The organism is Sorangium sp. So ce145, from assembly GCF_051525985.1.
Taxonomy (GTDB): domain Bacteria; phylum Myxococcota_A; class Polyangia; order Polyangiales; family Polyangiaceae; genus Sorangium; species Sorangium cellulosum_B.
This window is the reverse complement of record NZ_CP150315.1, coordinates 9,904,912-9,928,519: the sequence shown is the minus strand read 5'-3', so window position 1 is coordinate 9,928,519 and position 23,608 is coordinate 9,904,912. Positions and strand designations below refer to the sequence as shown.

Sequence of the window (23,608 nt, the reverse complement as noted above, 5' to 3'; positions counted from 1 at the left end):
GCGCCCTCTGCGGCGCCCTGGCAAATTCTCCCTACACGCGCGCCGACCGGTGGTTCGACGACGCGCCCACGGCGAAGCTCGCTCAGAGCTCGCCGTTCATGATCTTCTCAAAGGTTCGCCAGAAATTGCTGTTTGCCTCGGGCACGCCAGCGACGATCTCCATGATCGTCATGTCCTGCGTCCTGACGATCATGTTTGCCGGGAACGCGTCGGCCTGGAAAAGCGCGCCGAGCTTGTACGAAGGGTCGATCGCCGACGGGTACTGCACGTCGTACCGGGTCGTCCAGCGGTACAGGTCGTTCGGGACCGCCGCCTCGCCCGGGGTCCTTCCGTCTGCGAGCTGAACAAGGAACTCGCCGCCCTGGGGTTGATACTTCTTGTAGAGCTCGGGCAGGACGGACTCTGCCTCGATTTTGCAGGGGCCGCACCATACGGACGAGACGTCGATCAGCAGCACCTTCGGCTTCGGCTCTCCCGCGCCGTAAAGCGAGCCTTCCGGAAAGACCTCCGTCCCGGTCGGGTTGTAGAAATCGGCGAGCTGAATCGGCTGCATCGTGTCGTTGTGTTCGGCGGCGTTGGCGTACCCGACGAACTGATAGTTCGCGATCACCCGGTGGAGGCTCACCCCATACGGCCCAGCCGGATATCGCGCGTTCGCAGCTTGACCCGTCCCCTCGGGAAAAGGAGGAGCAGGAATGGGATCCTCTGCGCAGCCGACGAGCCCTAGAGCCGCCACGACGAAAAGGCCCATCCCACCGAGAACCGCGTCGATTCGCATGATGCCACCGCCTGAAGTATGGTGTAGGAGTGCTCATTCTTCTGGGCGGCACGGGGGGCGTCAAGGGCAACCTTGGCGTCGCCGCTTCGCTCGGGAGCGCGTTTCCGCAATCTCCGGCCAGGCCCGCCGTGCCTGCCCCGATCCGCGGGTGTTTCCCGCGCTGAGGTCCTATGCAGCAGGTTGTCGCTTCTCACAGCGCCCGTCGGCCCCGTCTCCGTAGTATCCACGCCTTCCTGATGCTGTGCTGCCTGGCGAGCGGGGCGGCCATCGCGAGCGGCGCATGCTCGTCGGGTACGCCACAGGACAAATGCTTCGGGGGGGTCATCGTGGACGGCGTCTGCGAGGGCAAATGCAAGCCAGAGCTCTGCCTGGAGGGCAACACCTGCGTCGGCAACCGCTGCGTGCTCAGGTGCAGCAGCCACCGCGAATGTATTCCAGGCATCCAGGACTGCGCGCCGGCCGCGGAGGACGACACGAAGGCCGAGATCCTGGTCTGCACGCAGAAGGAGAAGATGGTGGGCTTCGGTGCGCCCTGTCCATTCGGCACCGAGTGCGGCCAGTTCGGGCGCTGCCCCGACGAGACGCCGTGCGACCCGACCCAATGCAACGGGAACCCAGGCGAGTGCGAGCGCGACACGGAGCGGTGCGGCGACGACCCCGCCTGCTCCGCCGGCAAGTGCAGCAGCGACGGCAGCGCCTGCGTCGTCCCGGCCTGCTCTCCCGACCAGTGCACCTCGCTCGGCCTGGAGTGCCTTGGCAAGGGGCAGGGCGACGCCGAGGCCTACTGCACGATGCCGCACTGCATGAGCGACGCGGACTGCCCCGGCGGCTTCGAGTGCGCCGTGTCCCGCGATCCTCACGCGATCTGCGGTACGGACAAGGGGGATGACGGCTTCTGCGGTGAGACCGACGAGGAGTGCATCGACCCTTCCACGTTCGGGGACGGCAACACCTATGTCGAGGGCCCGGTGTGCCTGCTGCGCAGCACCTGCGTCAAGCGCGCCCAGTGCGCGCCGTGCAGCACCGATTTCGACTGCTCGTTCGCTGCAGAGCAGCGCTGCGTCGCGATCGACGGCGAGCGCCGGTGCGCCAGGTCCTGCAGCGCGGACTCCGACTGCGACCTGGACTACCGGTGCGACGAGGGCGCGTGCATCCCGCGGTTCGGCGCCTGCACCGGCAAGGGCAACTTCTGCGAGCCGTGCCGCAACGACACCGATTGCGGCGACGCGGACTCCACGATGGAGTGCACCACCACGCTGCGCGGCGAGCGGGCGTGCCTGGACGCGGCGCTCCCCATCCGGTGCACCGCGGAGAACGCGGCTGAGGTCTGCCCGAAGTCGCCCAGCGGGCTCGTCGGCGCGTGCGTGTGCGTCGAGCAGAACTCGAGCGGGGACTGCGTGGACTCGCGGTGCTACCTGCCGTCGCGCCAGCTCGATCGAGGCGACCCCGATTCCAAGGTCGCCACCTGCTGGTAACGGCGCCGGCCGGGCGCAGGAACGGCCTGTGTCGCGCCGCGCCCGGCCAGGCCAGAGCGAGCGCCCGCGGCGACGCCGCGCTCGCCGGTTGACGGGAATCCCGAGCAGTCCTAACTCCTTCGCCCCATGCCCATCACGAAGGACGCCGCGCTCGCCGCGCTGGCAAAGGTCATCGCGCCGGACCTCCAGCGCCCCATCACCGACCTCGGTCGCGTCCGGGAGCTCTCGGTCGAGGGCGAGGCCGTCTCGCTCACCGTCGAGCTGACCAGCTACTTCAAGCAGCGGCTCGCGGCGGACATCGAGGCGGCTCTGAAGGGCGCCGGCGCGAAGGGCGTCCGGATCGCGTGGGACGTCGGCATCCCCGCGCGCACCATCCTTCAGGACGACCCGTCCCCGGGCGTGCGGAACATCATCCTCGTGATGAGCGGCAAGGGCGGCGTCGGCAAGAGCACGGTCGCCGCGAACCTCACCCTGGCGCTCAGCCGCGAGGGGGCCAAGGTCGGCCTCCTCGACGCGGACATGTACGGGCCGAGCGTCCCGACCATGCTCGGCGTGATGGGCCGCCCGACGTCGGCCGATGGGCAGAAATTCCTGCCGCTCGAGCGCTTCGGCGTGAAGCTCATGTCGATCGGCTTCCTGCTGGAAGATCCGAGATCGGCGGTCGTCTGGCGCGGGCCGATGCTCCAGAACGCCCTGATCCAGTTCATGCGCGACGTGGAGTGGGGTGAGCTCGACTACCTCGTGCTGGATCTTCCGCCCGGTACCGGCGACATCGCGCTGACGATTTCCCAGAAGATGAGGACCACGGGCGCGATCGTCGTGACAACGCCGCAGGAGGTGGCCCTCCAGGACGTGTACAAATCGGTCTCGATGGCCCAGAAAGTCGGGATCGCCCTGCTCGGCGTGGTCGAGAACGAGAGCTACTTCGTGTGCGACGGGTGCAGCAAGCGGCACGAGCTCTTCGGGGCCGGCGGCGGGCAGAAGATCGCGGAGTTCGCCGAGGCGCCGCTGCTCGGCCAGATCCCGATGGATCCGGCCATCCGGGAATGGGGCGACGCCGGCACGCCGGTCGTACAGGCTGCCCCGAGCAGCCCGATCGCGCGCGCTTTCGTGGATGTGGCGGAGCGGCTGGCCGGCCAGGTCAGCGCCCACAACCTCGCGAGCGGGGGCGGCCTCCGCATCGATCGGAGCGGGGGGACCAACAAGCACCTGCCCATCATGCGGTAGGCTCTCGCGTAAACGTCCCGGGTACGATATGGTTCCGGCCCCTTCCCCCATTCAACCGAGGGGGCCGCTGGAGAGAACGCGAGCACGTTTCGCCCCCCATCGGCATGCGTTGTCGCGCGAGGCGCGGATGAATACCCACGAAAATACCACCACGCCGGCGGACGCGCCGGGAGCTCCGGCCGACCAGGGCGGCCCGCTCGAGTCGTCGAACGCTGCGCCCGAGCAAGCAGCCCAAGCCCATGAAGGGGGGTCCACCCCCCCGACCGAAGCGAGCCACGAGCCCGGCGGAGAAGCGTCGTCGGAGGCGAGCTCGGCCCAGTCCGAGGCGACACCGGCCGCGGCGGCGAGCGCCGCCCCGGCGAATGACGCCGACGACGAGTGGGAAGAGCAGCCGGGCGATGACATCGGCAACCGCGTTCCAGGCCTGCCGCGGGATGATATCGGCAACCGCAAGCCGGGGTTCTCGCCCGGCAGGCGGACCCCTCCGGCGGCCGCGAAGCCCGCGCCGGCCGCGAAGCCCGCGCCTGCCGCGAAGCCCGCGCCGGCCGGAGAGGCCGGTGCGGCCGCGCAGACCGAGGGGGGCGCTGGAAAGAAGCGCCGCCGCCGCCGTCGCCGCAAGGGCGCGGAGGAGGCCGGCCAGCCCGAGGGCGAGGCGGCTGAGGCGGCCGAGGCCAGCGGCGCGGAGGCGGCCGACGCGGCAGAAGAAGAGGAGGGCGAGGAGGAGCAGGCGGCCGACGAGGCGGGCGGGCAGCCGCAGCCTGGTGGCGAGAAGCGCAAGCGGCGCAAGGGGCAGGGCGCGCCGCCGCCGCGCGAGCGCCCGGCCTTCAGCATCGGCGAGGAAGTGTTCGGCAAGGTCAGCAAAATCACCGACCACGCCATCTGGATCGACATCGCCGGGAAGGCGACGGGGCTGTTCGACCGTCGCGAGATCCTCGAGGAAGAGCCGCCCGTCGAGGGGGATCAGTTCATCGCGACGGTGGCGAGCACCGGCGTGCGCGGAGGCATGCTCCTCCTGTCGAGGGCGCCGGTGCAGCTCGATCAGGCGCGCGCGCGCGCCGAGGCTGCGCTCCAGAGCGGCGAGTCGATCGAGGGGTTCGTGACCGGGGCGGTGAAGGGCGGGCTCGAGGTCGATCTCGGCGGCCTCCGCGCCTTCGCGCCGGCGTCGCACGTCGATCTGCGCCACGGCGCCGACCTCAACTACCTCGTGGGCCAGCGGCTCGACTTCGGCGTGACCCAGTTCGCGAAGAAGGGGCGCGACATCGTCGTGTCCCGCCGCAAGATGCTCGAAGAGGAGAGCCGGAAGGCGCGCACCGAGGCGCTCACGTCGATCGAGCCCGGCTCGCTGCACAAGGGCATCGTGCGCAAGGTCGTCGCGTGGGGCGTGTTCGTCGCGCTCCCCGACGCCGGCGGCGTCGAGGGGCTGGTGCACATGAGCGAGGCGAGCCACGACCGCGGCGCCAAGCTGGCCGACCTGTTCAAGCCGGGCGCGGAGATCGACGTGAAGGTCCTCCGCGTCGACGACAAGGGCAAGCTCTGGCTGAGCCGCAAGGCCGCCACGGTCGACCCGTGGGACGCGGTGAAGGAGAAGTACGCGGTCGGCACGCGCCACAAGGGCAAGGTCGCTCGCCTGCAGCCGTTCGGCGCGTTCATCGAGCTCGAGCCGGGCATCGATGGGCTCATCCACACGGCCGACCTCTCGATGAAGCCGATCCAGCACCCGAACGAGGTCGTGAAGGTCGGCGACGATGTCGACGTTGTCGTCGCGACCTGCGACGCCGCGGGCCGGCGCATCGGGCTCCACCCTGCTCCGCCCGAGGGCGAGGAGAGCGAGCCGCGCCAGCGCGTTCAGCAGGGCAAGGCGGTGAAGGTGGCTGTCACGCAGGTGACCGAAGGGGGGCTCGTCGTCCGGGTGCTCGGCACCACGGGGCGAGCGGCTCGCGGCTTCATCCCGGCCGGCCACACCGGTACGCAGCGCGGCACCGACCTCCGGAAGGAGTTCCCCATCGGGACCCAGCTCGACGCGAAGATCATCGAGGTGGATCCGCGCCGGGGCGAGGCCAAGCTGTCGATCCGCGCCCTCAAGGAGGACGCTGAGAAGCAGGCCTACCAGCAGTACCGCGCGGGGGTCGCGCGCGAGGCCAAGTTCGGCACGTTCGCCGACCTGATGAAGAAGAGCTGATCCCGGGAGGCGCGCGCCGCCCGTGCGGCGGCGCCTCCGCCTCCCTCCTCCACCAGCCACCGCCCGCGGTCCGGCGCGCTTCGCGCTACTCGCGCCCCAGCGCGTTCACGGGATCCATGCGCGCGGCCCGCCGCGCCGGGAAGAACCCGAAGACGATCCCGATCGCCGTGCTCACCCCGAGCGCGACCGCGAGCGCGGCCGGCTCCAGCCTCATCGGCCAGCCGAACGCGCGCGAAAAGCCGAAGATGACGCCGTACCCGAGCGCGCTGCCGACGACGCCGCCCAGCGTGGCGAGCACGAGCGCCTCGAGCAGGAACTGCAGCAGGATGTCGATCTCCCGGGCGCCGATGGCCATCCGGATGCCGATCTCCCGGGTGCGCTCGGTGACGCTGACCAGCATGATGTTCATGACGCCGATGCCGCCCACGACGAGCGACACCGCCGCGATGCTGACGAGCAGCGCCGAGAGGGCCGCGAAGATCGCGTCCTGCATGGCCTGGAACTCCGCCTGGCTCCGGACGGCGAAGTCGTCCTCGTCGTTCTCGCCGATGCGGTGCCGCTGGCGGAGGATCGCCTCGGCCTGCTGCCTGGCGCGCTCCGACGTCTCGGCCGACGTCGAGCTCAGCAAGATGGCGTGAACCTCCCCGGGTCGCGTGGCCATGACGTGCGATCGCATCGTGGTGATGGGCATCAGCACGATCTCGTCCTGGCTCTGCCCGAAGGGCGACGCCCCCTTCTCCTCCAGCACGCCGAGCACGCGGTACATCTGGCGGCCGATCCGCACCATCCGGCCGACCGGATCGAGCGATCCGAACAGATCGCGCGCGGTCTGGGCCCCGATCACGACGACCTTCTCGGAGAGGTTCTCCGAGGCGGGGCTCCACGGCTCTCCCTGCGCGACCTTCCAGCTCCGGATCTCGAAGTAGTTCAGGCGCGTCCCGACGAGCGTCGGGCTCGCGTTCTGGCCCTCGTGGATGACCTGGGCGCTCGACCTGAGGAACGGCGCCACGAGCCGGATGCTCGTCGACTCGCGCGCGAGCGCCTGGCCGTCGAGCTCCGAGAGCCTGGCGCCCGCGGTGCTGCGGACGCCCGAAGCGCGGGCGGAGCGGGCGAAGACGATGAGCGAGTTGGAGCCGAGGTTCGAGATCTGCGCGTTGACGTTGGCGCGCGCGCCGCTCGCCAGCGCGGTGACGGTGACGACGGCCGCGACGCCGATCGTGATCCCCAGGATCGTGAGCCCGGCGCGGAGCTTGTTCCGGCGGACGGCGCGCAGCGCGATCACGACCGCCGAGAACACCCGGGTGAGCGTGGCGCTCATTCGTGCCTCAGGGCGGCGATGGGATCCTGACGGGCCGCGCGGCGGGCCGGGAAGAACCCGAAGACGATCCCGATCGTCGCGCTCGTCCCCACCGCGACGACGACCGCGCTGGCCGGCAACGTCATGTTCCAGCCGAGCGTCGCGGCGAGGGCCTTGATGACGCCGAGCCCCGCGCCGAGCCCGAGCACGCCCCCGATGAGCGACAGGGTGATGGCCTCGACGAGGAACTGGACGAGGATGTCTCCCTCGGAGGCGCCGATCGCCATGCGGATGCCGATCTCGCGCGTCCGCTCGGTGACGCTGACCAGCATGATGTTCATGACGCCGATCCCGCCGACGAGGAGCGACACAGCGGCGATCGAGGACAGGAGCATCGTCAAGGTGTCCAGGATCCGCTCCTGGGAAGCGCGGAACTCCGCCTGCGTGCGGATCACGAAGTTCGGCTCGTCGTCCGGCGCGATCTCGTGGCGCTGCCGGAGGATCCTGTCGATCTGCTCCACCGCGCGATCGACGGTCCGCTCGCTCGTGGCGGCGGCGACGAGCATCTGCACCCTGCCCGGCGCGCTCGGCAAGATCCGCGACCGGAAGCTGCCGATCGGCATGAGCAGCCGGTCATCCTGGTCCTCGCCGAAGGGCGATTGCCCCTTCTTCGCGAGCACCCCGATCACCCGGAACGGGTGCTTGCCGATCCGGATGTACCGGCCCACGGCCTCGCCCGAGCCGAACAGGTTCTCCCGGACGGTCTCGCCGATCAGGCAGACCTTCGCCTTGAGCTGCTCGTCGGCCTCGGTCCAGCCCTCGCCCACCCCGACGCTGTACGAGAGGATCGAGAGGTAGCTCCGGGTCACGCCCATGACCTGGGTCGCGACGTTGGCCTCTCCGGCCACGACCTGCGTCGACGTCGAGCTGAACGGGCTCAGCGCGGCCACGCTCGTCGACTCCTTCAGGATCGCGATCCCGTCGGCCTCCGACATCCTCGCGTTCTCGCGGCGCTTCAGCCCCGACGCCTGCGTCGACTGCGGGAAGATGTAGATCGAGCTCGCCCCCATGCCCGAGATCTCGCCCAGGACGCGGTTGCGCACGCCCGTCCCGAGCGCCACGACGATCACCACGGCCGAGACCCCGATCAGGATGCCGAGCACCGTCAGGGCGGCGCGGAGCTTCGAGCGGACGATGGCGCGCAGCGCGATCCGGACGGCGGCGAGGTAGCCGCTCATGGCGAGAGCTCGTCGCGCTCCGCCGCGGAGAGCGGCAGCGCGGCGAGCGCCGCGGCCGCGTCGACGGGGCGATCGTTCCTGAGATCGCTGCGGATCTCGCCGTCGCGCATCGTGATCACGCGGCTCGCGCAGGCGGCGATGTCCGGCTCGTGCGTCACGAGGACGATCGTGATCCCGCCCCGGTTGAGCCTCTGCAGCAGCCCGAGCACCTCGTAGCTCGTGCGCGTGTCGAGGTTGCCCGTGGGCTCGTCGGCGAGGAGCAGCGGCGGTGAGGTGACGAGCGCCCGCGCGATGGCGACGCGCTGCTGCTGCCCGCCCGAGAGCTGGTTCGGCGTGTGGTGCAGGCGCTCGGCCAGCCCCACCGCGCCGAGCGCGTCGAGCGCCCGCTTGCGCCGCTCCGCCGCGCCGACGCCCCGGTAGACCAGCGGCAGCTCGACGTTCTCGAGCGCCGTGGTGCGCGGCAGCAGGTTGAAGCCCTGGAAGACGAACCCGATAAGGCGGTTCCTGACGATCGCGCGCGCGTCGTTGCTGCGCCGGGTGACGTCGAGGCCGTCGAGCCGGTACGTGCCGTGCGTCGGCCGGTCCAGGCACCCGATGATGTTCATCAGGGTGCTCTTGCCCGAGCCGCTCTGCCCGACGATCGCGACGAAATCGCCGTGCTGGATGGTCAGATCCACGTGCCGGAGCGCCCTCACGATGACGGCCTCGGTCGTGTAGTCCTTGCGGACGCTCGAGAGCTCGATGAGCGGTTCGTCTCGGGGCGCCGCGGCGACGTCTTGGCTCTGGGGCAGCATCACGCCTCAGAACAGCCGAGGGCCGCGCCCCCTGCCGCTCGCTGACGGATCGTCGTTCTCGTCGGTGACGACCTTGAGCGGCCCGAGATCGGACCCGAGCGCGGTGAAGATGCCGTCGGTGATCCCGACGTCGACGACGCGCGGCTCGATCTTCTCCGCCCCGGGCGTCGCGTCGGTCAGCACGTAGATCCGGCCCTTCTTCGGCGGGAGCGGCTCGAGGGGCGGCGCCTTGATCTCCTTGCCGTCCTTGTCCCGCGCCGGGGCGGGCTTGAACCGGAGCGCCGCGTTCGGCAGCCGCCGCACCCCCTTGGCCTCGGCGGACCGGACGCTCACCGTCGCCGTCATCCCCGGCCGGAGCTTGACGTCGGGGTTGTCGACCTCGACGACCGCCGCGTACGTCACGACGCCGGACTGGCTCAACGGGCTGTAGCGCACCTGGCTCACCGTCCCTCGGAACGTCTCGCCCGGGAACGCATCGACGCTCACGTCCGCCGTCATGCCCTCGCGGAGCCGCCCGACGTCCGCCTCGTCGATGTCGGCGAGCACGCGCATCTTGCGGAGATCCTGGGCGATCACGAAGAGGGTCGGCGCCTGGAAGCTCGCCGCCACCGTCTGCCCGGGGTCGATCGCGCGGCTGATGACGACCCCGTCGATGGGCGAGAAGATGCGCGTGTACTGGAGGTTCGTCGTGGAGGAGCGGAGCACCGCCCTGAGCTGCGCCACCTGCGCCTTCGAGGCCGCGAGGTCGGCGAGCGCGACGTCGTAGGCGCCCTGGGCCGTGTCCAGATCGGCCTGCGAGCCCACCCCCTCCGCGACCATCTTCCTCGCGCGCTCGAGCCGCTGCTTGGCGGTCCCCAACGACGCCTCCGAGCGCACGACGCTCGCGTTGGCCGCCGCGATCTGCGCCTGGTTCGAGTCGATCTGCGCCCCGAAGAGCGTCGGATCGATCTCGGCCAGCACGTCGCCGGCCTTCACGATGCTGTTGAAGTCCACGTAGACCTTGGTGATTCGCCCCGAGACCTGGGCGCCGATCTGCACCTCGGTGAGCGGCTTGACCTGCCCTGTCGACTGGACCACTTCGAGCACGTCGCCCGTGGTGATGTCGCCCGTGACGTAGCGCGGCGGCGGCGGGGGCCTCGTCCGGATCCTCCAGACGACGATCCCCGCGACGAGCGCCGCGATCGTCGCGAGGACGCCGAGGCGAGCGAGCCAGCGCTTCGTGCCTACCCGGGAGAGCTCCTGCTCCAGGCTCTCTCCTCCGCGCCGAGGACGCGGTCCGCCCTCGCGCAGGCCCCTGGCTGCCGCGCCGCCGGGGGGCGCCGGCGCGGTCGAGGCCGGTCGCGTCTCGCCAGGCGCCGCCTCTCCGGGACGGAGGCGCTCCGTTTCCGTGGTGGCCTGCGCAGCAGGGGGCGACGCGTCGAGGGGGTCGCGACCGGTCGCCCGAGCCATGGAGTCGGCCATCGGACGTCCTCATAGCATGCTGCCGCGCGAGCGCGCCTCGCTTGAAACCGCGGAACCGCCGTGGCAGACCAACCGCCGCCCCATGGAGTCGCTGCCCATCGCAACGGATACGGTCGTCACGCTGTCCTACGTCCTCTTCAACGAAAGCGGAGAGACGGTGGATGAGGCATCGACCGCGGAGCCGCTCGTCTACACGCACGGCTATGCTCAGATCGTGCCCGGGCTGGAGCGCGCGCTGGAAGGGCTGCGCGCCGGCGAGCAGCGCGAGATCACCGTCGAGGCGGAAGATGCGTTCGGCGAGCGCGATGACGCCGGCATCTTCGAGGTGGACAAGGCGGATTTCCCCGATGGGGGCGCTGTCGAGGTCGGCGACGAGTTCGTCGCCCAGGGCCCGGACGGTTCGCCGATCGCGCTCCGGGTCATCGAGATCCTCCCCGAGGGCTTCCGGGTGGATACGAATCACCCCCTGGCAGGCCAGAAGGTGCGCTTTCAGGTTCAGGTCAAGGACGTGCGCGCCGCCAGCGAGGAGGAGATCGCGCAGGCTCAGGCCGAGCTGGAGGAGCGCATCGAGGATTCCGAGGGCGAGGGCTGCTGCGGTCACGACCACGACCATGACCACGATCACAGCCACCATCACGAGCACGGGGATGGGGGGGTGCTCGTGACGCTCTCGAAGAAGTCGTCATAAGCCCACCGCGAACTGGTGGGTTGTCCGAGGAGATCACATCATGACCGTAGGTGAGAAGGGCAAGCTGACGGAGCTGCAGCTCGATCGCCGGGTGCGCGAGCGCCTCCTGGCGAGCGGGACGCTCAGCGCCGGGACCATCGAGGCGCACCTCGCGGGCTTGCCGGACCTGGAGGAGCACGCCGAGGGGATCGCCGTCGATCAGCCGGCGCTCGGCGCGTCAGCGCAGGGGTCGCGGATCGAGCCCGAGCTCGACGACGAAGGGGCAGAGTGAGCGACGCGAAGAATCGGGAAGAGCTCCCTCCGCCAGGGAGCCCCCCGGAGCTGCCGACGCTCGACTTCTCGACCTTCGTGCTGTCGATCATCGGCTCCGCGTACGTGCACCTCGGCGACGCGCCCAGCCCCGACGGCAGGGAAGAGCAGAACCTGATCCTCGCGCATCAGGACATCGATTTGCTGTCGCTCCTCCAGGAGAAGACGAAGGGGAACCTCTCGGGCGACGAGGAGAGGTTGCTCGAGCAGGCGCTCTACGATCTGCGGATGCGCTACCTCGAGGTCTCGAAACGATCGTGACCGTTGGCGCCAGGGCTCTCCTGTGGGTCCTCCTCGCCTCGCTGGTCGCCTCGTGCAGCAAGGCCTCTCCTGGCCACTCTTCCAGCGCAAGCAGCTCCACCGTCCCCTCGGGCGCCGTGCCGGTGGCGATCGCGCCGCCTCCGTCCGCGCCGCCTCCTCCTCCGATCGTCCGCTCCGAGGGCATGCCCGGCTCCTTCGCGCCGCTCGCGCGCAGGGCCGATCCAGCGGTCGCGACGGTCAAGGCGCGCGTCGAGCGGCAACAGCAGCCGGGCGGCCGCCGTCGCACGGTCGCCGAGGGGCTCGGGACCGCCTTCGTCTATGATCCAGAGGGCTTCCTGCTGACGAACAACCACGTGATCGAGGGGGCGACCGACATCCTCGTGAGCTTCGTCGACGGCCGCGACATCAAGGCGACCGTCATCGGCCGCGACAAGCACACGGACGTCGCCGTGCTGAAGGTCGACGAGAAGGGGCTCCCGTCGCTCCCCCTGGGCGACTCGGATACCACCGAGGTCGGCGACTGGGTGGTCGCGATCGGCAACCCCTTCGGCCTTTCCCACACGGTCTCGGCGGGCATCCTCTCCGCCAAGGGCCGCACCCGGGACGACGTGAAGGGGCTCGACCCGAGCGGCTACTTCAACTTTCTCCAGACGGACGCGAGCATCAACCCCGGCAACTCCGGCGGCCCGCTCCTGAACCTCAAGGGCGAGGTGGTCGGCATCAACGCGGCCGTGCGCGCCAACGCGAACAACATCGGGTTTGCGATCCCGATCAACATGGTCCGGCAGCTGCTTCCGATGCTGCTGCGCGACGGCAAGATCCGGCGGAGCCAGGTCGGGGTGATCGTCGACGTCCTCAACTCGATCGAGGCGGGGCGGCTCAAGCGCCCCGATCGAAAGGGGGCGTGGGTGAAGACCGTGGTGGCGGGGGGACCCGCGGACCGGGCAGGCATCGCGCCGGACGATGTGATCATCGGCTTCGAAGGAAAGACGATTTCCGACCCGAACGAGCTCCGGTGGATGGCGAGCATCGCCGGGGTGAACAAGGTCGTTACGCTCCGCGTCGCGCGGCTGGAGCGGGTCTTCGATGTCCGCCTCACGCTGGGCGAGCTGCCCGAGCTCAGCGACGAGGCCGATGAGCCGTGAGCCGGACGGCCGCTGTCTGCCGCCCGGCACGTCCGCCGGCTACCGCGCGCCGTGCGCGGCCGCCTGCTCCGTGACCTCCCTCGTCCCCCAGCCTCCTCAGGTAAGCTGACCCCGTGGCCATTGCACCTTCTCACCCGGACGAGCTCGAGCCGGTCGCACCTCCCGGTGATCCCGGCGAGGGCGATGCGGAAGGCGACGACCTGTCCGCGGAGGGCGACCACCCCGAAACGAAGCAGCTCCACCCGCGCCTGAATAGCGCTTCCGCCCGTGCGTCCAATCGCGAGGCGCGACGGCGGGAAGCGGAGGAAGATCGTGAGCTCATCGAGCGAGCGCAGAAGGGGGATCAGGCGGCTTTCCGCTCGCTCGTGGAACGGCACCAGCGCAGGGCGTTCGCGATCGCGATGGGGCTCGTCCGCGACGAGAACGACGCGCGCGAGCTCGTGCAGGACGCCTTCCTCCGGGTCTACAAGGGCCTCGGCTCCTTTCAGGGGGGCTCCTCGTTCTTCACCTGGCTCTACAGGATCGTCACGAACCTGGCGATCGACCTCATGCGGAAGCCGGGACGCCGCGACCTCGAGCTCCAGGAGAACCAGGCGGCGGACGAGCAGTCCGACTTCCCGCTCGTCGCTCGGATCGACGGCGCGGACCCCCTCAACGTCGTCCGGCGCCGGGAGATCGCCGGGCGCATCCAGGCCGCGCTCGACGCGCTGCCGCCCTACCACCGAGGCGTGATCCTGATGCGGGAGGTGGAGGGCATGTCGTACGAGGAGATGGCTCAGGCCATGGGGGTCTCGAAGGGGACGATCATGAGCCGCCTGTTCCACGCCCGTCAGAAGCTTCAGCGCGCCCTCGCCGACTGTTACGCGGAGGAGGAGGGCAAGGCCCCAGCAGAGGACCCGGAGGAGATCGCGTGAGCACCGCCAACAGCAGCAAGGCGAATCACGGGCAAGCGAGCGCCCCGCCGACGGATCTGGAGCTGATGCTCTATGCCGATGGCGAGCTCGATGAGGCGCGCCACCGGCAGGTGGAGGAGTACGTGCTTCACGACCCGCGCTGCCGGGCGAAGGTCGCAGCGCTCGTCACCGCGGCCGACATGGTCCGGGACAGTGCGCTGGCCTCCAGCGCGGCCGACGGCATCGCCGACGCGGTGATGGCGAAGATCCTCGAAGGGCAGGCGGGCGCCGCGCGGGTCGACGGGGGCGGCGCCGCGCGGCCGCTCGCGGCGCCGCCGTCGGGCGAGCCGCCCCGCGCTCGGGCGCGGCTCCAGGGATCGCCGGCGAACGACAACGCGCGCGGGATCTTCGCGCTGACGGCGCTCGCCGTGGCGGCGGCCGCCGCCCTGATGGTCTGGGGCAAGATGGGCGTGGAGACGCCCACCGCGGAGCTGACGACGTCGGCGCCCTCCGCGTTGCTCGCCCCGCCGCCCGCGGCGCCCTCCGCGTCGCTCGCGGCGCCGGCGAAGGAGCCGGACGCCGCGCCGAGCTTCGAGGGGGAGGCCGAGCCCGGCGTCGAGATCGCCGCGGTCGACTTCGGGGCACGCATGGGCACCATCTTTTACGTCCCGCAGGAGGCCGTGGCTTCAGGCCCGACGACCACGGTGGTCTGGCTCTCCGATGACGGTCCGGGAGGACAGTGATGAGATTTCTTGCGAGTGCGATCACCGCGACCATGGTCCTGGCGCTCGGCGTGAGCCCTTCCCTTGCCGTCGCGCAAGAGCAGGCGCCGGCCCCCCCGCAGGCCGCGCCGTCGGACGCCGAGGTCACGTCCGAGATCGTGATCCTCCACGCGACGAACGATGGGAAAGGCATCGACCCGAAGATCGGCAAGATGCCCGAGCTCGGGAAGCCGCCGTTCTCGTCGTACAACAGCTACAAGCTCCTCGATCGGCTGAAGGTCACCCTGCAGAAGGGGAAGCCGACCACGACGAAGCTGCCGAACGGCAGCGTCCTCATGGTGTCGCTGAAGGACGTGGTCGCCGCGAAGAAGAAGGACGAGCCGAGGCGCTTCGTCGTCAGCGCAAGCATCCAGAAGCCAGGTGGCACCACGTTCCTGCCCCTGCTCGAGGTGAACGCCAAGGCCGGCGAGAGCTTCTTCGTCGCGGGTCAGCAGCACATGGGCGGTGTGCTCGTGCTCGGCATCAAGGTCGCGCCCTGAGTCGAGGGGAGCTCGCCCCTGCTCAGCGGCGAGCCGAGGACGGCAGCGCGATCGGCAGATCCAGAGAGAAGACCGTCCCGCGCGGGGCGCGCGCATCCGCGCGGATGCGGCCGCCGTGCGAGGCAACGATGTTCCTGACGATGCTCAGGCCGAGCCCGGTGCCGGTCCCGTCGGTCTTCGTCGTGAAGAAGGGGTCGAAGATCCTCGTCAGGTGCTCGGGCTCGATCCCGTGCCCGTCGTCGCGGATCGTCACCGTGATGTAGCCGTCCTCCGGCGACATCGCGGTGGAGATGCCGAGGCAGCCGCCGCGCTCGTTCATCGCGTGCGCGGCGTTCGTGAACAGGTTCACGAACACCTGCGTCAGCGGATCGATGACGCCGCAGACCGGAGGGATCTCGTCGAAGCGCCGCTCGACGGTGACGCCCGTCTGGTCGAGGAGGTGCTCGCAGAAGACGAGCGCGCGCTCGATGATGTCGTGGAGCGAGACGGCGCCCGGCTTCTCCGTGGACGGCCGCGCGTAGGCGATCAGGTCGCGCGAGAACCGGCGGATGCGATCCGCCGCGTCGTTGATCCTCGCGAGCCGCTCGATGTCCGAGGGGTCGAAGCCGCCGCGCTCGCCCTTGCGGCGCAGGTACTCGGAGTAGGCGAGGATCGAGGTGAGCGGGTTGTTGAGCTCGTGCACGACGCCTGCGGCCATCTTCCCGAGCGAGGCCAGCTTCTCGGCCTGCATGACCTGAGCGCGCAGCGACTCGTGCGCGCGCGCCTCGCGGAGCGACGCGCCCAGGGTGAGCACGAGCCGGTCGACCAGCGCCTCCACAGGCGCGCTGTCGAGGTACGCGGCGTCGTCGGCCGCGATGTGCATCGTCGAGCGACCTCCGGGCTCGATCGCCACGACGCGCTCGAAGGCGAACTCCGGGAGGAGCCGCGCCGGATCGCGGCCGTCGTCGCGGCGAGCGCGCGGCGAGACCCGGACGGCCACCTGCGCCCCCGTCGCGCCGGGGATGTAGATGCCGAGCCCGCAGGCCGTGAGCACCTTCGCGGCCGCGCCGAGCAGGGCCGAGGCGCGCTGCTCGATGGAGGCCGACGGATCCAGCTCGCTCGACGCGATCAGCAGGCTGTCCACCCACTCGAGCGGGATGTCCCGGGTGAGGGGCTTCCGGAGCGTGACGGGAGCGTCGGACAATGGCTGCTCCCCCAGGCGCTCCGCGGTCTTTCCGCTCACCCGATCACCCTGTTCGGGTCGTCGCCGCTCGATCGGTCGAGATCGATGATCTTCGCGGCGCCGACATAGGACTTCGTCTCATAGCGGGTGATCTTGCCGATCTTGCGGACGATCTCCGCCATGCGCTCGGCTTCGCTGCGGATCGTGGTCGCGGCCCCCTTGATGGGGGATGCGTCGTCGATCCGGCGGCAGATCAGCTCGGCGTAGCCGAGCACGCTGGTGAGCGGCTGGTTCAGCTCGTGCGCGGCCGCGCCCGCGAGCTCGGCGATGATGGCCTGCTTCTCGCGCGCGCGGAGCTCCTCCTGCGCCTCGGTGAGGCGGGCCTCCATCCGCATCCGCTCCCGTAGATCCGTGAAGATGCCGACCGAGCCGACCGGGACGCCGTTCTCGAAGATCAGCGCCGCGGAGAGGTGCACCGGGATCCGCGACCCGTCCCTGGCCAGGACCTCGGTCCGGTAGCCCTCGAGCCGGCCGGGACCGCCGTGCTCCTTCGCGTGGATGAGCCTCATGATGTGCTCGGCGTTGTGGTCGGGGTAGAGCGCGCGGGCGTTCATCGCGCCGACGACCTCCTTCGCGTCATACCCGTAGATCCGCTCGGCGGCGCGGTTGAAGAGCAGGACGACGCCCTCCATGTTGGCCGAGACGATCGCGTCGACCGAGCTGTCGATGACGCGCTCCAGGAACTCCTTCGTCTTGGTGAGCTCCGCCTCGGTGGCGCGCTCCGTGGTGACGTCGCGGAAGCTGACCAGGACGGCGCCGCTCTCCTCGCGAAGGACGCTGCTGAAGCTGAAGCTGAGGATGAGCCGCTCGTGCTCGCCCCGCCGCACGGTGAAATCCACCATGTGCGGGAACGATCCCTTGGCGAAGCCGGCCCGGATCTCCTCGAGGAGCGGGTGCTCGCGCGCGTCGACGAGATCGGCCAGGTTCGCCCTCTCGAGGTCCTCCGCCGTGCGCCCCGTGATCGCCTGCGCGCGCGGGTTGGAGAAGAGGATGTGGCCGTCGGGATCGACGACGACGATGCCGTCCGCCGTCGAATAGAAGAAGTCGGCGTAGCGCTGGAGCGCCTTCAGCCGGCGCTCCGCCTCGAACCGCGCGAAGGTGCTCTGCTGCGTCTGGTCGCGGAGCGACTGCAGGATGCGCGCGTTGCGCAGGGCGATCGCGGTGGCGCTCGCGACCGTGCGGGCCAGCGAGAGCTCGTGCGCGTGGGGCGCCACCGGCTGCCGGCCGCGCAAGAAGAGCACGCCGAGCGGCTTGTCCTCGAACAAGATCGGCAGGAGCGCCAGCGAGCGGAACGCGTTCTCCGGGAGCTCCGCGCGCACGATGTCGAACAGCGGGTGCGCCTTCGCGTCGTCGATCACGAGCACGTCGCCCGTGCGCATGACGCGCTGGATCTCCGGGTACTTGCCGAGATCGATCGGCAGATCCCGCAGCTCCTTGTCGTCGCTCGCGGCGACCACGTAGCCGACGTCGCCCGCGTCGCGCACGAGGACGATGCTGCAGCGGTCGACGCGCGCCACCTCGGCGATGCGCCGCACGACCGTGAAGAGGATGTTCCGGAAGTCGAGCGTCGAGGAGAGCGCCTGCGTGAGCTCGAGGACCACCTTCGCGTCGTGCTCTTTGCGCGCGAGCGCGTCGACGTAGTCCCGGATCCGGAGCTGCCCGCGGATGCGCGCGATCAGCTCGGCAGGGCGGAACGGCTTGCGGATGAAATCGTCCGCGCCGAGCTCGAAGGCGCGGGCGACCTCCTCGTCCGCGTCGAGCGCCGTCAGCACGACGACGGGGACGTCCTGCGTCCGAGGGGCGTCCCGCACGGCGCTGAGGACCACGTAGCCGTCAGGGGGCGGCATCACGAGGTCGAGCAGCACGAGCGCGGGCACGCTCGCCTTGAGCCAGGCGAGCGCGTCCGCGCCCGAGGTGACCGCGACGGCCTCGATGCCCGCGTCGGCCAGCGCGTGCAGCAGCATCTGCCGGCTGACGGCGTCGTCGTCCACGACGAGCACAGGATCACGGCGAGGCACACGCCAAGCTTAGCGACTCCAGGCTGGAGCGATGAGAGAATTCCGGGCCTCGGCGCGGCGTTGCGCGGCGTTGCGCAACGCATTGCGCTGCCCGCGCGGCGCTGGGATCAGGAGAAGAGATCTCCCTGCTTCGTCGCAGGAGCCGCGAGGCCCAGGTGCTCGTAGGCGCGGCGGGTCGCGACCCTGCCGCGCGGCGTGCGGCCGACGAAGCCCTGCTGGAGCAGGAACGGCTCGTACACGTCCTCGATCGTGTCGCGCGGCTCACTGAGCGCCGCGGCCAAGGTGTCGATGCCCACAGGGCCGCCGTCGTAGTGATCGACGATGACGCGCAGCAGGCGGCGATCCATCTCGTCGAGGCCGGCCGCGTCGATCTCGAGCCGCTCCGCGGTCTTCCGCGCGATCTCCATCGTGATCGCGCCGTCGCCCAGCACCTCGGCGAAGTCGCGGACGCGGCGCAGGAGGCGGTTGGCGACGCGCGGCGTCCCCCGCGCGCGCGCCGCGATCTCGCGCGCTCCGCCGGCGTCGATCGGCACGTCGAGCAGGCCGGCGCTGCGCTGCACGATGCGCTGGAGCTCCTCGACGGGGTAGAAGTCGAGGCGGACGACGTGGCCGAAGCGCGACAGTAGCGGCGCGGTGAGCAGCCCGGTGCGGGTCGTCGCGCCCACGAGCGTGAAGGGCTTCAGCGCGAGCTGGATCGTCGTCGCGTAGGGGCCGTCACCGGTCATGATGTCGATGTTGAACGACTCGATCGCGGGGTAGAGGCTCTCCTCGACCGCCGGCGTGAGCCGGTGGATCTCGTCGATGAACAGCACGTCGTTGCGCTCCAGCTTCGTCAGCAGGCCGGCCAGCGCGCCTTTGTGCTCGATCGCCGGTCCGCTCGTGACATGGAGCGCGACGCCCATCTCGCGGGCGATGATGTGGGCGAGCGTGGTCTTGCCCAGGCCGGGCGGGCCACAGAACAGCATGTGGTCGAGCGGCTCGCGCCGCCGGCGCGCGGCTTCGACGAAGACCTTGAGGTTCTCCGTGTGCTTGGCCTGGCCGACGTACTCGGCGAGCGAGGCAGGCCGGAAGAGGCGGTCGAAGCGATCGTCGTCGCCTGTCTCGGCAGGAGAGAGCGCCCGTTCAGGCATGCCACGGGCGTACCGCGTGCAAGCAGCGAAGGGAAGCGATCCGCGCGGCGGCGTGGGTCGCCGCGGGGCGCTGGTCGAGGTCAGCCGAGCGCGGGGACAGAGGACAGGCGGGGACGGCGGGGGGGCGGGATGCGCGGCAGACGAGCGCGGCAGAGCGGCCGGCCGTCGGGGGCGCCGTCCACCTCGAGAGAGCCTCCGTGGAGCTCGATCACCGATCGCGCGTGGCTGAGGCCCAGCGTCAGGCCGCGCCCGCGCGCCGTGGTCTGCCGGCTGAACAGGGCCTCGAGCTCGTCCGGCGGCACGTCGCGGCTGCCGTACTCGATGTCGATGCGGACCTCGTTGTTGAACTCGCCGGCCATCGTCGCCGTGAGGCGCACGAGGCGCGCCGACGGGTCGGCCGCGCCCGTCCGGAGCGCGTGCGCGACGATGACCGCGATCGCGCGCGTCGCGTAGGCTTGATCGACGGGGATCAGCGGCAGCGTGTCGCCGACCTCGATGACGACCTCGCCGCCGGCGTCGCTCGCGAGCTCGCGCGCCTTGCGGAGCGCGCCCGCGATGAGCCAGCCGACGGACGTCGGCTGAGGCTCGAGCGTGAGCTGGCCGGCCTCGACGCGGGCGGCGTCGAGGATCGACTCGATGAGGCCAAGGAGCTCCCGGCCGCGCGTCGCGATGAGCTCCAGGCTCTCGCGCTGCGCGGGGGTCAGATCCTCCTGGCCCACGAGCTCGGCGAACCCGAGGATGGCGTTCAGCGGGCTCTTGAGGTCGTGGCTCACGCTCGCGAACAGGAGGCCGCGCATGCGCTGCGCCGCCTCGCGGGCCTCGAGCGCGCGCTCCTGCGCCGCGGCGAAGACGCGGAAGCGCTCGGCGAGGTCCTCGATGGCGTGCCCGAGCCGGGCGACGACGGCGAACCGGGCGGGGCGCGCGATCTGGGTGGCGCCGCGCAGCACGCTGTCCGTGCCGAGCAGGCGCACCTGCTTCGTGGCGTGCACGAGATCGGCCGCGAGGACGCGGCCGAACAGGTTGCCGAGCGCGCCGGCAACCAGCACCGCGAGCAGCGCGACGAGCGCGCCCCAGATCGCGGCAGAGGGCTCGAGGTCGGCGGAGAACCGGGTGTTGACGCAGCCGTAGTCGAGCGGCGTGATCACGGCGATCTGCCCGTCGGCCTCGCGGCCGAAGGAGGGCTCCGAGCCCACGCAGTCGTGCTCCACGCGCGCGAGGAACCCGAACTCCGCCGCCGAGGCCACGACGTCGTTGCGCCCGGCCGCGTCGATGGCCCCGAGCGACGGATCGAGCGCCGTGCGCGCGATGAGCCCCGCGGTCGAGCGCCGGCTGCGCTCGATGAACGTCTGGAGGTGCGCGTTCGCGATGAGCACCGCCCCGACGCCGACGAGCAGCACCGGCGTGGCGACGGCCAGGAGCAGCTTGGAGGTGACCCGCCGGCGCGGCGTCTGGTAAAGCTCGGCGGTCTCGAGCAAGGCGCCGATCGCCTCGGCCGGGCTGATCTCGAAGAGGCTGAACGCCGCGGCGCGCGTCAGCACGTAGTGCGGGATCGCGGACGCGCTGAGGATCGTGATCGCCAGGATGAGCAGGCTGACCGCGCGGCCGTCGTCGAGCTTCTCCGGCCTGATCCCGGGGATCATCATGAGGCCGGAGATCGTCGAGCTCGCCAGCACGAAGCGCAGCGCCAGCGAGGTCGGGAGCCCGGCGAACCGCTCGAGCTCCTCGTGATCGACGTCGCGCGAGCCGATCACGAGCGAGCGCAGCAGGTTCTCGTGGGTGCGCAGCCGGAGCAGCGTCAGCAGCGTGGTCGCGCAGATCGCGGCGAGCGCGATCTTGGCGCCGACCGAGAGCACGCTGGCGGCGACGCGCTGCTCGAGGATGAGCAGCTTCGGCGCGAGCGCCGCGATCGCCCCGAACGCGGCGACGCCGACCAGCGCCTGGCGGACGAGCACGCGCCTCGCGAAGTGGATCGCGTCGTCCCTCATGCGCTCCTCGGTCATGCGATCCTCCCCTGCGGGCCGCCGGCGCCGGGGTCGTTCCCCGGCGGCGCCGCCACGTCGGGCGTGGGCGGGGTCGGCGCGAACAGGGGCTGCTGCACGATCCACATCGGCAGGGTGATCGTGAAGGTCGAGCCACGCCCGAGCTCGCTCTCCAGCTGGATCGTCCCGCCGTGCATCAGCACGAGGCGCCGCGCGATCGAGAGCCCGAGCCCCGTCCCGGCCCGGCGCGAGCGCACGTCGCCGGTCTGCCGGTACTCCTCGAAGACCGCCGACGTCTCCTCCGGCGGGATGCCGGGGCCGGTGTCCTGGACGACGATCGCCGCGTAGCGGCCGCGCCCCGTGATGTTGACCGTCACCGAGCCGCGCGCCGTGAACTTGACGGCGTTCGAGACGAGGTTGGTCAGGATCTGCCGCACCCTCCGCGGATCGGCGTGCGCGACCAGGGCGTGGTCCCCGGTGACGCGGAGCTGGAGGGGCTTGTCGCGCGCCGCCGCGGACGCCTCCCGCATCACCTGATCGACGAGGGCGCGGAGGTTCACGGCGCGGCGGGAGAGCTGGAGCTTGCCCGTCTCGAGCGCCGAGAGGTCGAGGATGTCGTCGATGAGCGTGCGCAGGTGCTCGCCGCTCTGCCGGATGACCGACAGCGCCTCGCGCGCGTCCTGGCTGAGCGGGCCGTCGACCTCGCTCTCCAGGACGTGCGCGAACCCGAGGATGGCGTTGAGCGGCGTGCGCAGCTCGTGGCTCAGCCCCGCGAGGAACGCCGAGCGCTCGCGGTCCATCGCGGAGGCCTGCTGGAGGTCCGCCCGGTAGGTGCGCTCCGCCGCGGCGAAGCGGGTGATCAGGAGGTTGAACGCCGCCGTCAGGAGGCCGACCTGGTCGAGCGACCTGATCGGAACGGGCTCGGCCTGGATCACGTCCGTGGGCAGCGCGCTCTGGCCCTGTCCGCGCGCCATCACCGTGATGCGCTCGCGCAGGTAGTCAACATCGTCGCGCGCCGACTTGGTGAACGAGAGCGCGACCGCGACAGCCACGCCGAGCAGCAGCACCGTGAGCGCCGCGACGGCGTTGCCGAGCGCGATCGAGTCGGGCGGCGGGCTCGGCGCCGAGACGAAGGTGAGCACCGAGAGGTGAGAGAGCGGCGGGTGCAGCGGGCGCGCCGCGAACCGGACGCGGCCGAGCGAGGTCGTCGTCTCGCCCTTGCCCAGGGTGAGCATCTGGACGATGCCGGCCCTGGCCGGCGCGCTGAAGCTCTCGTTGATCAGCACGTGGCCGCCCTGATCGACGAGCAGGATCTCCGACCCAGCCCGCCGCGCCGCCTCCCGCAGGAACGCCGCCCGCTCCCCCTCGATGGTCCCGCGGAGCCGCGCCGAGAGCGTCGCGGCCAGCACCTCGGCGCGCAGGCTCGCGGCCTGATCGCTCATCTTCGCGAGCTGGCCGATGCCGATCAGCGCGATCGCCACCGCCGTGGCGATCCCCACGACGATCACGATCGCGGGCGCGAGCGGCACGAGCGGCGTCGTGCCGCGGGGCCAGCGGATGAGGCGACGACGGCGGGCCACGGCGGAGTCAGGATGCTAGCGCGCTTCGGGCGGCGCACGGGCCACCTCGGGCGCGCGGAGGGAAATAGCGAGCGAGCGCCCTCGTGGGCGGCTTTACCTGGGATCGGTCGCCAGGAGCGCGAAGACGGAGTGGTCGAGCCAGCGGCCGTCGCACCACTCGGCCTGCCGGGCGATGCCCTCGAAGCGGAAGCCGAGCCGGCCGATGACCGCGAGGGAAGGATGGTTGTCCGTCGCGGCCGCAACCCGAACGCGGTGCGCGCCCATGTGGCCGAACGCGAACCCGAGCGCGGCCCTCGCGGCCTCGGTCATGAGCCCGCGCCCGGTCGCCTCCTTGCGGAGCCAGTAGCCGAGCTCGCAAGAGCGGTGCAGGTGGACGCACGCCTCGAGCCCGACCACCCCGGCGAGCGAGCGGTGCGCGCGCTCGCGGATGACGAAGCGCAGCGCCCTGCCGTGATCCCAGTCGGCGGCGCACGCCTCGGCGAAGCGCACGCTCGCGGCCGGATCCGTGTGGAACTGCACCCAGGGAAGCCAGCGCTGGAGGGTTGCGCGCGAGCCGTTGACCGCGAGCCAGAGCTCGGGCCCGTCGGACGGGTCGATCGGCACGAGGATCAGCCGCTCGGTCTCGATGGGACGGGCGCGGACCTCGCTTCGAGGTGGGAGGATGAGCATGGGG

21 protein-coding genes are annotated in these 23,608 nt (G+C 71.0%); 10 read left to right on the top strand and 11 right to left on the bottom strand.

Annotated features, from left to right (window positions below; all coding sequences use genetic code 11):
- Positions 1–82 precede the first annotated feature (82 nt).
- On the bottom strand, positions 83–778 hold the full coding sequence (locus WMF34_RS36730) for a TlpA disulfide reductase family protein (protein WP_231864446.1): 696 nt from the start codon (positions 776–778) through the stop codon (positions 83–85).
- 236 nt (positions 779–1,014) lie between these two features.
- Between WMF34_RS36730 and WMF34_RS36725 the strand changes: the two genes are divergently transcribed.
- The 3 genes from WMF34_RS36725 to WMF34_RS36715 all read left to right on the top strand — a co-directional run bounded on the left by WMF34_RS36725 (position 1,015) and on the right by WMF34_RS36715 (position 5,659).
- Entirely contained in the window at positions 1,015–2,253 is a 1,239-nt protein-coding gene (locus tag WMF34_RS36725; RefSeq protein ID WP_157907168.1) for a hypothetical protein, read from the top strand.
- Between the two features lie 126 nt (positions 2,254–2,379).
- Positions 2,380–3,480, top strand: a complete 1,101-nt coding sequence (locus WMF34_RS36720) for an Mrp/NBP35 family ATP-binding protein (protein ID WP_012239839.1) — start codon at positions 2,380–2,382, stop codon at positions 3,478–3,480.
- A gap of 127 nt (positions 3,481–3,607) precedes the next feature.
- Positions 3,608–5,659: a S1 RNA-binding domain-containing protein gene (locus WMF34_RS36715; RefSeq protein WP_437990736.1), complete on the top strand. Its 2,052-nt coding sequence runs from the start codon at positions 3,608–3,610 to the stop codon at positions 5,657–5,659.
- 85 nt (positions 5,660–5,744) lie between these two features.
- Here WMF34_RS36715 and WMF34_RS36710 read toward each other — a convergent pair whose 3' ends face one another.
- From WMF34_RS36710 to WMF34_RS36695, 4 genes are read right to left on the bottom strand one after another with little or no spacing between them, the layout of a single operon-like run.
- Positions 5,745–6,977 (bottom strand): ABC transporter permease, encoded by a 1,233-nt coding sequence (locus WMF34_RS36710; RefSeq protein ID WP_012239837.1) that lies wholly within the window; start codon positions 6,975–6,977, stop codon positions 5,745–5,747.
- Positions 6,974–8,194, bottom strand: coding sequence for an ABC transporter permease (locus WMF34_RS36705; protein WP_437990735.1), 1,221 nt, complete (start codon positions 8,192–8,194; stop codon positions 6,974–6,976). Before WMF34_RS36705 ends, WMF34_RS36710 begins: the two co-directional genes overlap by 4 nt.
- Positions 8,191–8,988, bottom strand: a complete 798-nt coding sequence (locus WMF34_RS36700) for an ABC transporter ATP-binding protein (RefSeq protein ID WP_044969915.1) — start codon at positions 8,986–8,988, stop codon at positions 8,191–8,193. The genes WMF34_RS36705 and WMF34_RS36700 overlap by 4 nt, the downstream gene beginning before the upstream one ends.
- Before the next feature lie 6 nt (positions 8,989–8,994).
- A complete protein-coding gene (locus WMF34_RS36695) occupies positions 8,995–10,449 on the bottom strand; it encodes an efflux RND transporter periplasmic adaptor subunit (RefSeq protein ID WP_437990734.1) in 1,455 nt (484 codons plus the stop codon).
- Positions 10,450–10,465: 16 nt separating this feature from the next.
- Between WMF34_RS36695 and WMF34_RS36690 the strand changes: the two genes are divergently transcribed.
- From WMF34_RS36690 to WMF34_RS36660, 7 genes are all read left to right on the top strand, one after another.
- Entirely contained in the window at positions 10,466–11,137 is a 672-nt protein-coding gene (locus WMF34_RS36690; RefSeq protein ID WP_231864444.1) for an FKBP-type peptidyl-prolyl cis-trans isomerase, read from the top strand.
- A gap of 40 nt (positions 11,138–11,177) precedes the next feature.
- Positions 11,178–11,408 carry a hypothetical protein gene (locus WMF34_RS36685; RefSeq protein WP_012239832.1) on the top strand — a complete coding sequence of 77 codons (231 nt, stop codon included), beginning with the start codon at positions 11,178–11,180 and terminating at the stop codon, positions 11,406–11,408.
- On the top strand, positions 11,405–11,707 hold the full coding sequence (locus WMF34_RS36680) for a DUF1844 domain-containing protein (protein ID WP_012239831.1): 303 nt from the start codon (positions 11,405–11,407) through the stop codon (positions 11,705–11,707). The genes WMF34_RS36685 and WMF34_RS36680 overlap by 4 nt, the downstream gene beginning before the upstream one ends.
- Positions 11,704–12,852 (top strand): S1C family serine protease, encoded by a 1,149-nt coding sequence (locus WMF34_RS36675; RefSeq protein WP_012239830.1) that lies wholly within the window; start codon positions 11,704–11,706, stop codon positions 12,850–12,852. Before WMF34_RS36680 ends, WMF34_RS36675 begins: the two co-directional genes overlap by 4 nt.
- 113 nt (positions 12,853–12,965) lie before the next feature.
- Positions 12,966–13,766 carry a sigma-70 family RNA polymerase sigma factor gene (locus WMF34_RS36670; RefSeq protein ID WP_012239829.1) on the top strand — a complete coding sequence of 267 codons (801 nt, stop codon included), beginning with the start codon at positions 12,966–12,968 and terminating at the stop codon, positions 13,764–13,766.
- Positions 13,763–14,488 carry an anti-sigma factor family protein gene (locus tag WMF34_RS36665; protein WP_012239828.1) on the top strand — a complete coding sequence of 242 codons (726 nt, stop codon included), beginning with the start codon at positions 13,763–13,765 and terminating at the stop codon, positions 14,486–14,488. Before WMF34_RS36670 ends, WMF34_RS36665 begins: the two co-directional genes overlap by 4 nt.
- Positions 14,488–15,006, top strand: a complete 519-nt coding sequence (locus WMF34_RS36660; protein ID WP_012239827.1) for a hypothetical protein — start codon at positions 14,488–14,490, stop codon at positions 15,004–15,006. Before WMF34_RS36665 ends, WMF34_RS36660 begins: the two co-directional genes overlap by 1 nt.
- Before the next feature lie 22 nt (positions 15,007–15,028).
- On the opposite strand, the gene WMF34_RS36655 is transcribed toward WMF34_RS36660, so the two are convergent.
- The 6 genes from WMF34_RS36655 to WMF34_RS36630 all read right to left on the bottom strand — a co-directional run bounded on the left by WMF34_RS36655 (position 15,029) and on the right by WMF34_RS36630 (position 23,604).
- Positions 15,029–16,228 (bottom strand): sensor histidine kinase, encoded by a 1,200-nt coding sequence (locus WMF34_RS36655; protein WP_012239826.1) that lies wholly within the window; start codon positions 16,226–16,228, stop codon positions 15,029–15,031.
- Positions 16,225–18,246: a PAS domain S-box protein gene (locus WMF34_RS36650; protein WP_231864443.1), complete on the bottom strand. Its 2,022-nt coding sequence runs from the start codon at positions 18,244–18,246 to the stop codon at positions 16,225–16,227. The genes WMF34_RS36655 and WMF34_RS36650 overlap by 4 nt, the downstream gene beginning before the upstream one ends.
- A 107-nt stretch (positions 18,247–18,353) precedes the next feature.
- Positions 18,354–19,376, bottom strand: a complete 1,023-nt coding sequence (ruvB, locus tag WMF34_RS36645; protein ID WP_012239824.1) for a Holliday junction branch migration DNA helicase RuvB — start codon at positions 19,374–19,376, stop codon at positions 18,354–18,356.
- An 80-nt stretch (positions 19,377–19,456) separates the two neighbouring features.
- Positions 19,457–21,376: a two-component sensor histidine kinase gene (locus WMF34_RS36640; RefSeq protein ID WP_012239823.1), complete on the bottom strand. Its 1,920-nt coding sequence runs from the start codon at positions 21,374–21,376 to the stop codon at positions 19,457–19,459.
- On the bottom strand, positions 21,373–22,935 hold the full coding sequence (locus WMF34_RS36635) for a sensor histidine kinase (protein WP_012239822.1): 1,563 nt from the start codon (positions 22,933–22,935) through the stop codon (positions 21,373–21,375). Before WMF34_RS36635 ends, WMF34_RS36640 begins: the two co-directional genes overlap by 4 nt.
- 93 nt (positions 22,936–23,028) lie before the next feature.
- Positions 23,029–23,604 (bottom strand): GNAT family N-acetyltransferase, encoded by a 576-nt coding sequence (locus tag WMF34_RS36630; protein ID WP_012239821.1) that lies wholly within the window; start codon positions 23,602–23,604, stop codon positions 23,029–23,031.
- Between the last annotated feature and the right edge of the window lie 4 nt (positions 23,605–23,608).

Coding starts and splice junctions, on each gene's coding strand:
- WMF34_RS36640 (WP_012239823.1), bottom strand. CDS start 21,376: ATGACCGAGGAGCGCATGAGGGACGACGCGATCCACTTCGCGAGGCGC.
- WMF34_RS36715 (WP_437990736.1), top strand. CDS start 3,608: ATGAATACCCACGAAAATACCACCACGCCGGCGGACGCGCCGGGAGCT.
- WMF34_RS36630 (WP_012239821.1), bottom strand. CDS start 23,604: ATGCTCATCCTCCCACCTCGAAGCGAGGTCCGCGCCCGTCCCATCGAG.
- WMF34_RS36730 (WP_231864446.1), bottom strand. CDS start 778: ATGCGAATCGACGCGGTTCTCGGTGGGATGGGCCTTTTCGTCGTGGCG.
- WMF34_RS36695 (WP_437990734.1), bottom strand. CDS start 10,449: ATGGCCGACTCCATGGCTCGGGCGACCGGTCGCGACCCCCTCGACGCG.
- WMF34_RS36725 (WP_157907168.1), top strand. CDS start 1,015: ATGCTGTGCTGCCTGGCGAGCGGGGCGGCCATCGCGAGCGGCGCATGC.
- WMF34_RS36700 (WP_044969915.1), bottom strand. CDS start 8,988: ATGCTGCCCCAGAGCCAAGACGTCGCCGCGGCGCCCCGAGACGAACCG.
- WMF34_RS36710 (WP_012239837.1), bottom strand. CDS start 6,977: ATGAGCGCCACGCTCACCCGGGTGTTCTCGGCGGTCGTGATCGCGCTG.
- ruvB (WP_012239824.1), bottom strand. CDS start 19,376: ATGCCTGAACGGGCGCTCTCTCCTGCCGAGACAGGCGACGACGATCGC.
- WMF34_RS36720 (WP_012239839.1), top strand. CDS start 2,380: ATGCCCATCACGAAGGACGCCGCGCTCGCCGCGCTGGCAAAGGTCATC.
- WMF34_RS36685 (WP_012239832.1), top strand. CDS start 11,178: ATGACCGTAGGTGAGAAGGGCAAGCTGACGGAGCTGCAGCTCGATCGC.
- WMF34_RS36705 (WP_437990735.1), bottom strand. CDS start 8,194: ATGAGCGGCTACCTCGCCGCCGTCCGGATCGCGCTGCGCGCCATCGTC.
- WMF34_RS36690 (WP_231864444.1), top strand. CDS start 10,466: ATGCTGCCGCGCGAGCGCGCCTCGCTTGAAACCGCGGAACCGCCGTGG.
- WMF34_RS36660 (WP_012239827.1), top strand. CDS start 14,488: ATGAGATTTCTTGCGAGTGCGATCACCGCGACCATGGTCCTGGCGCTC.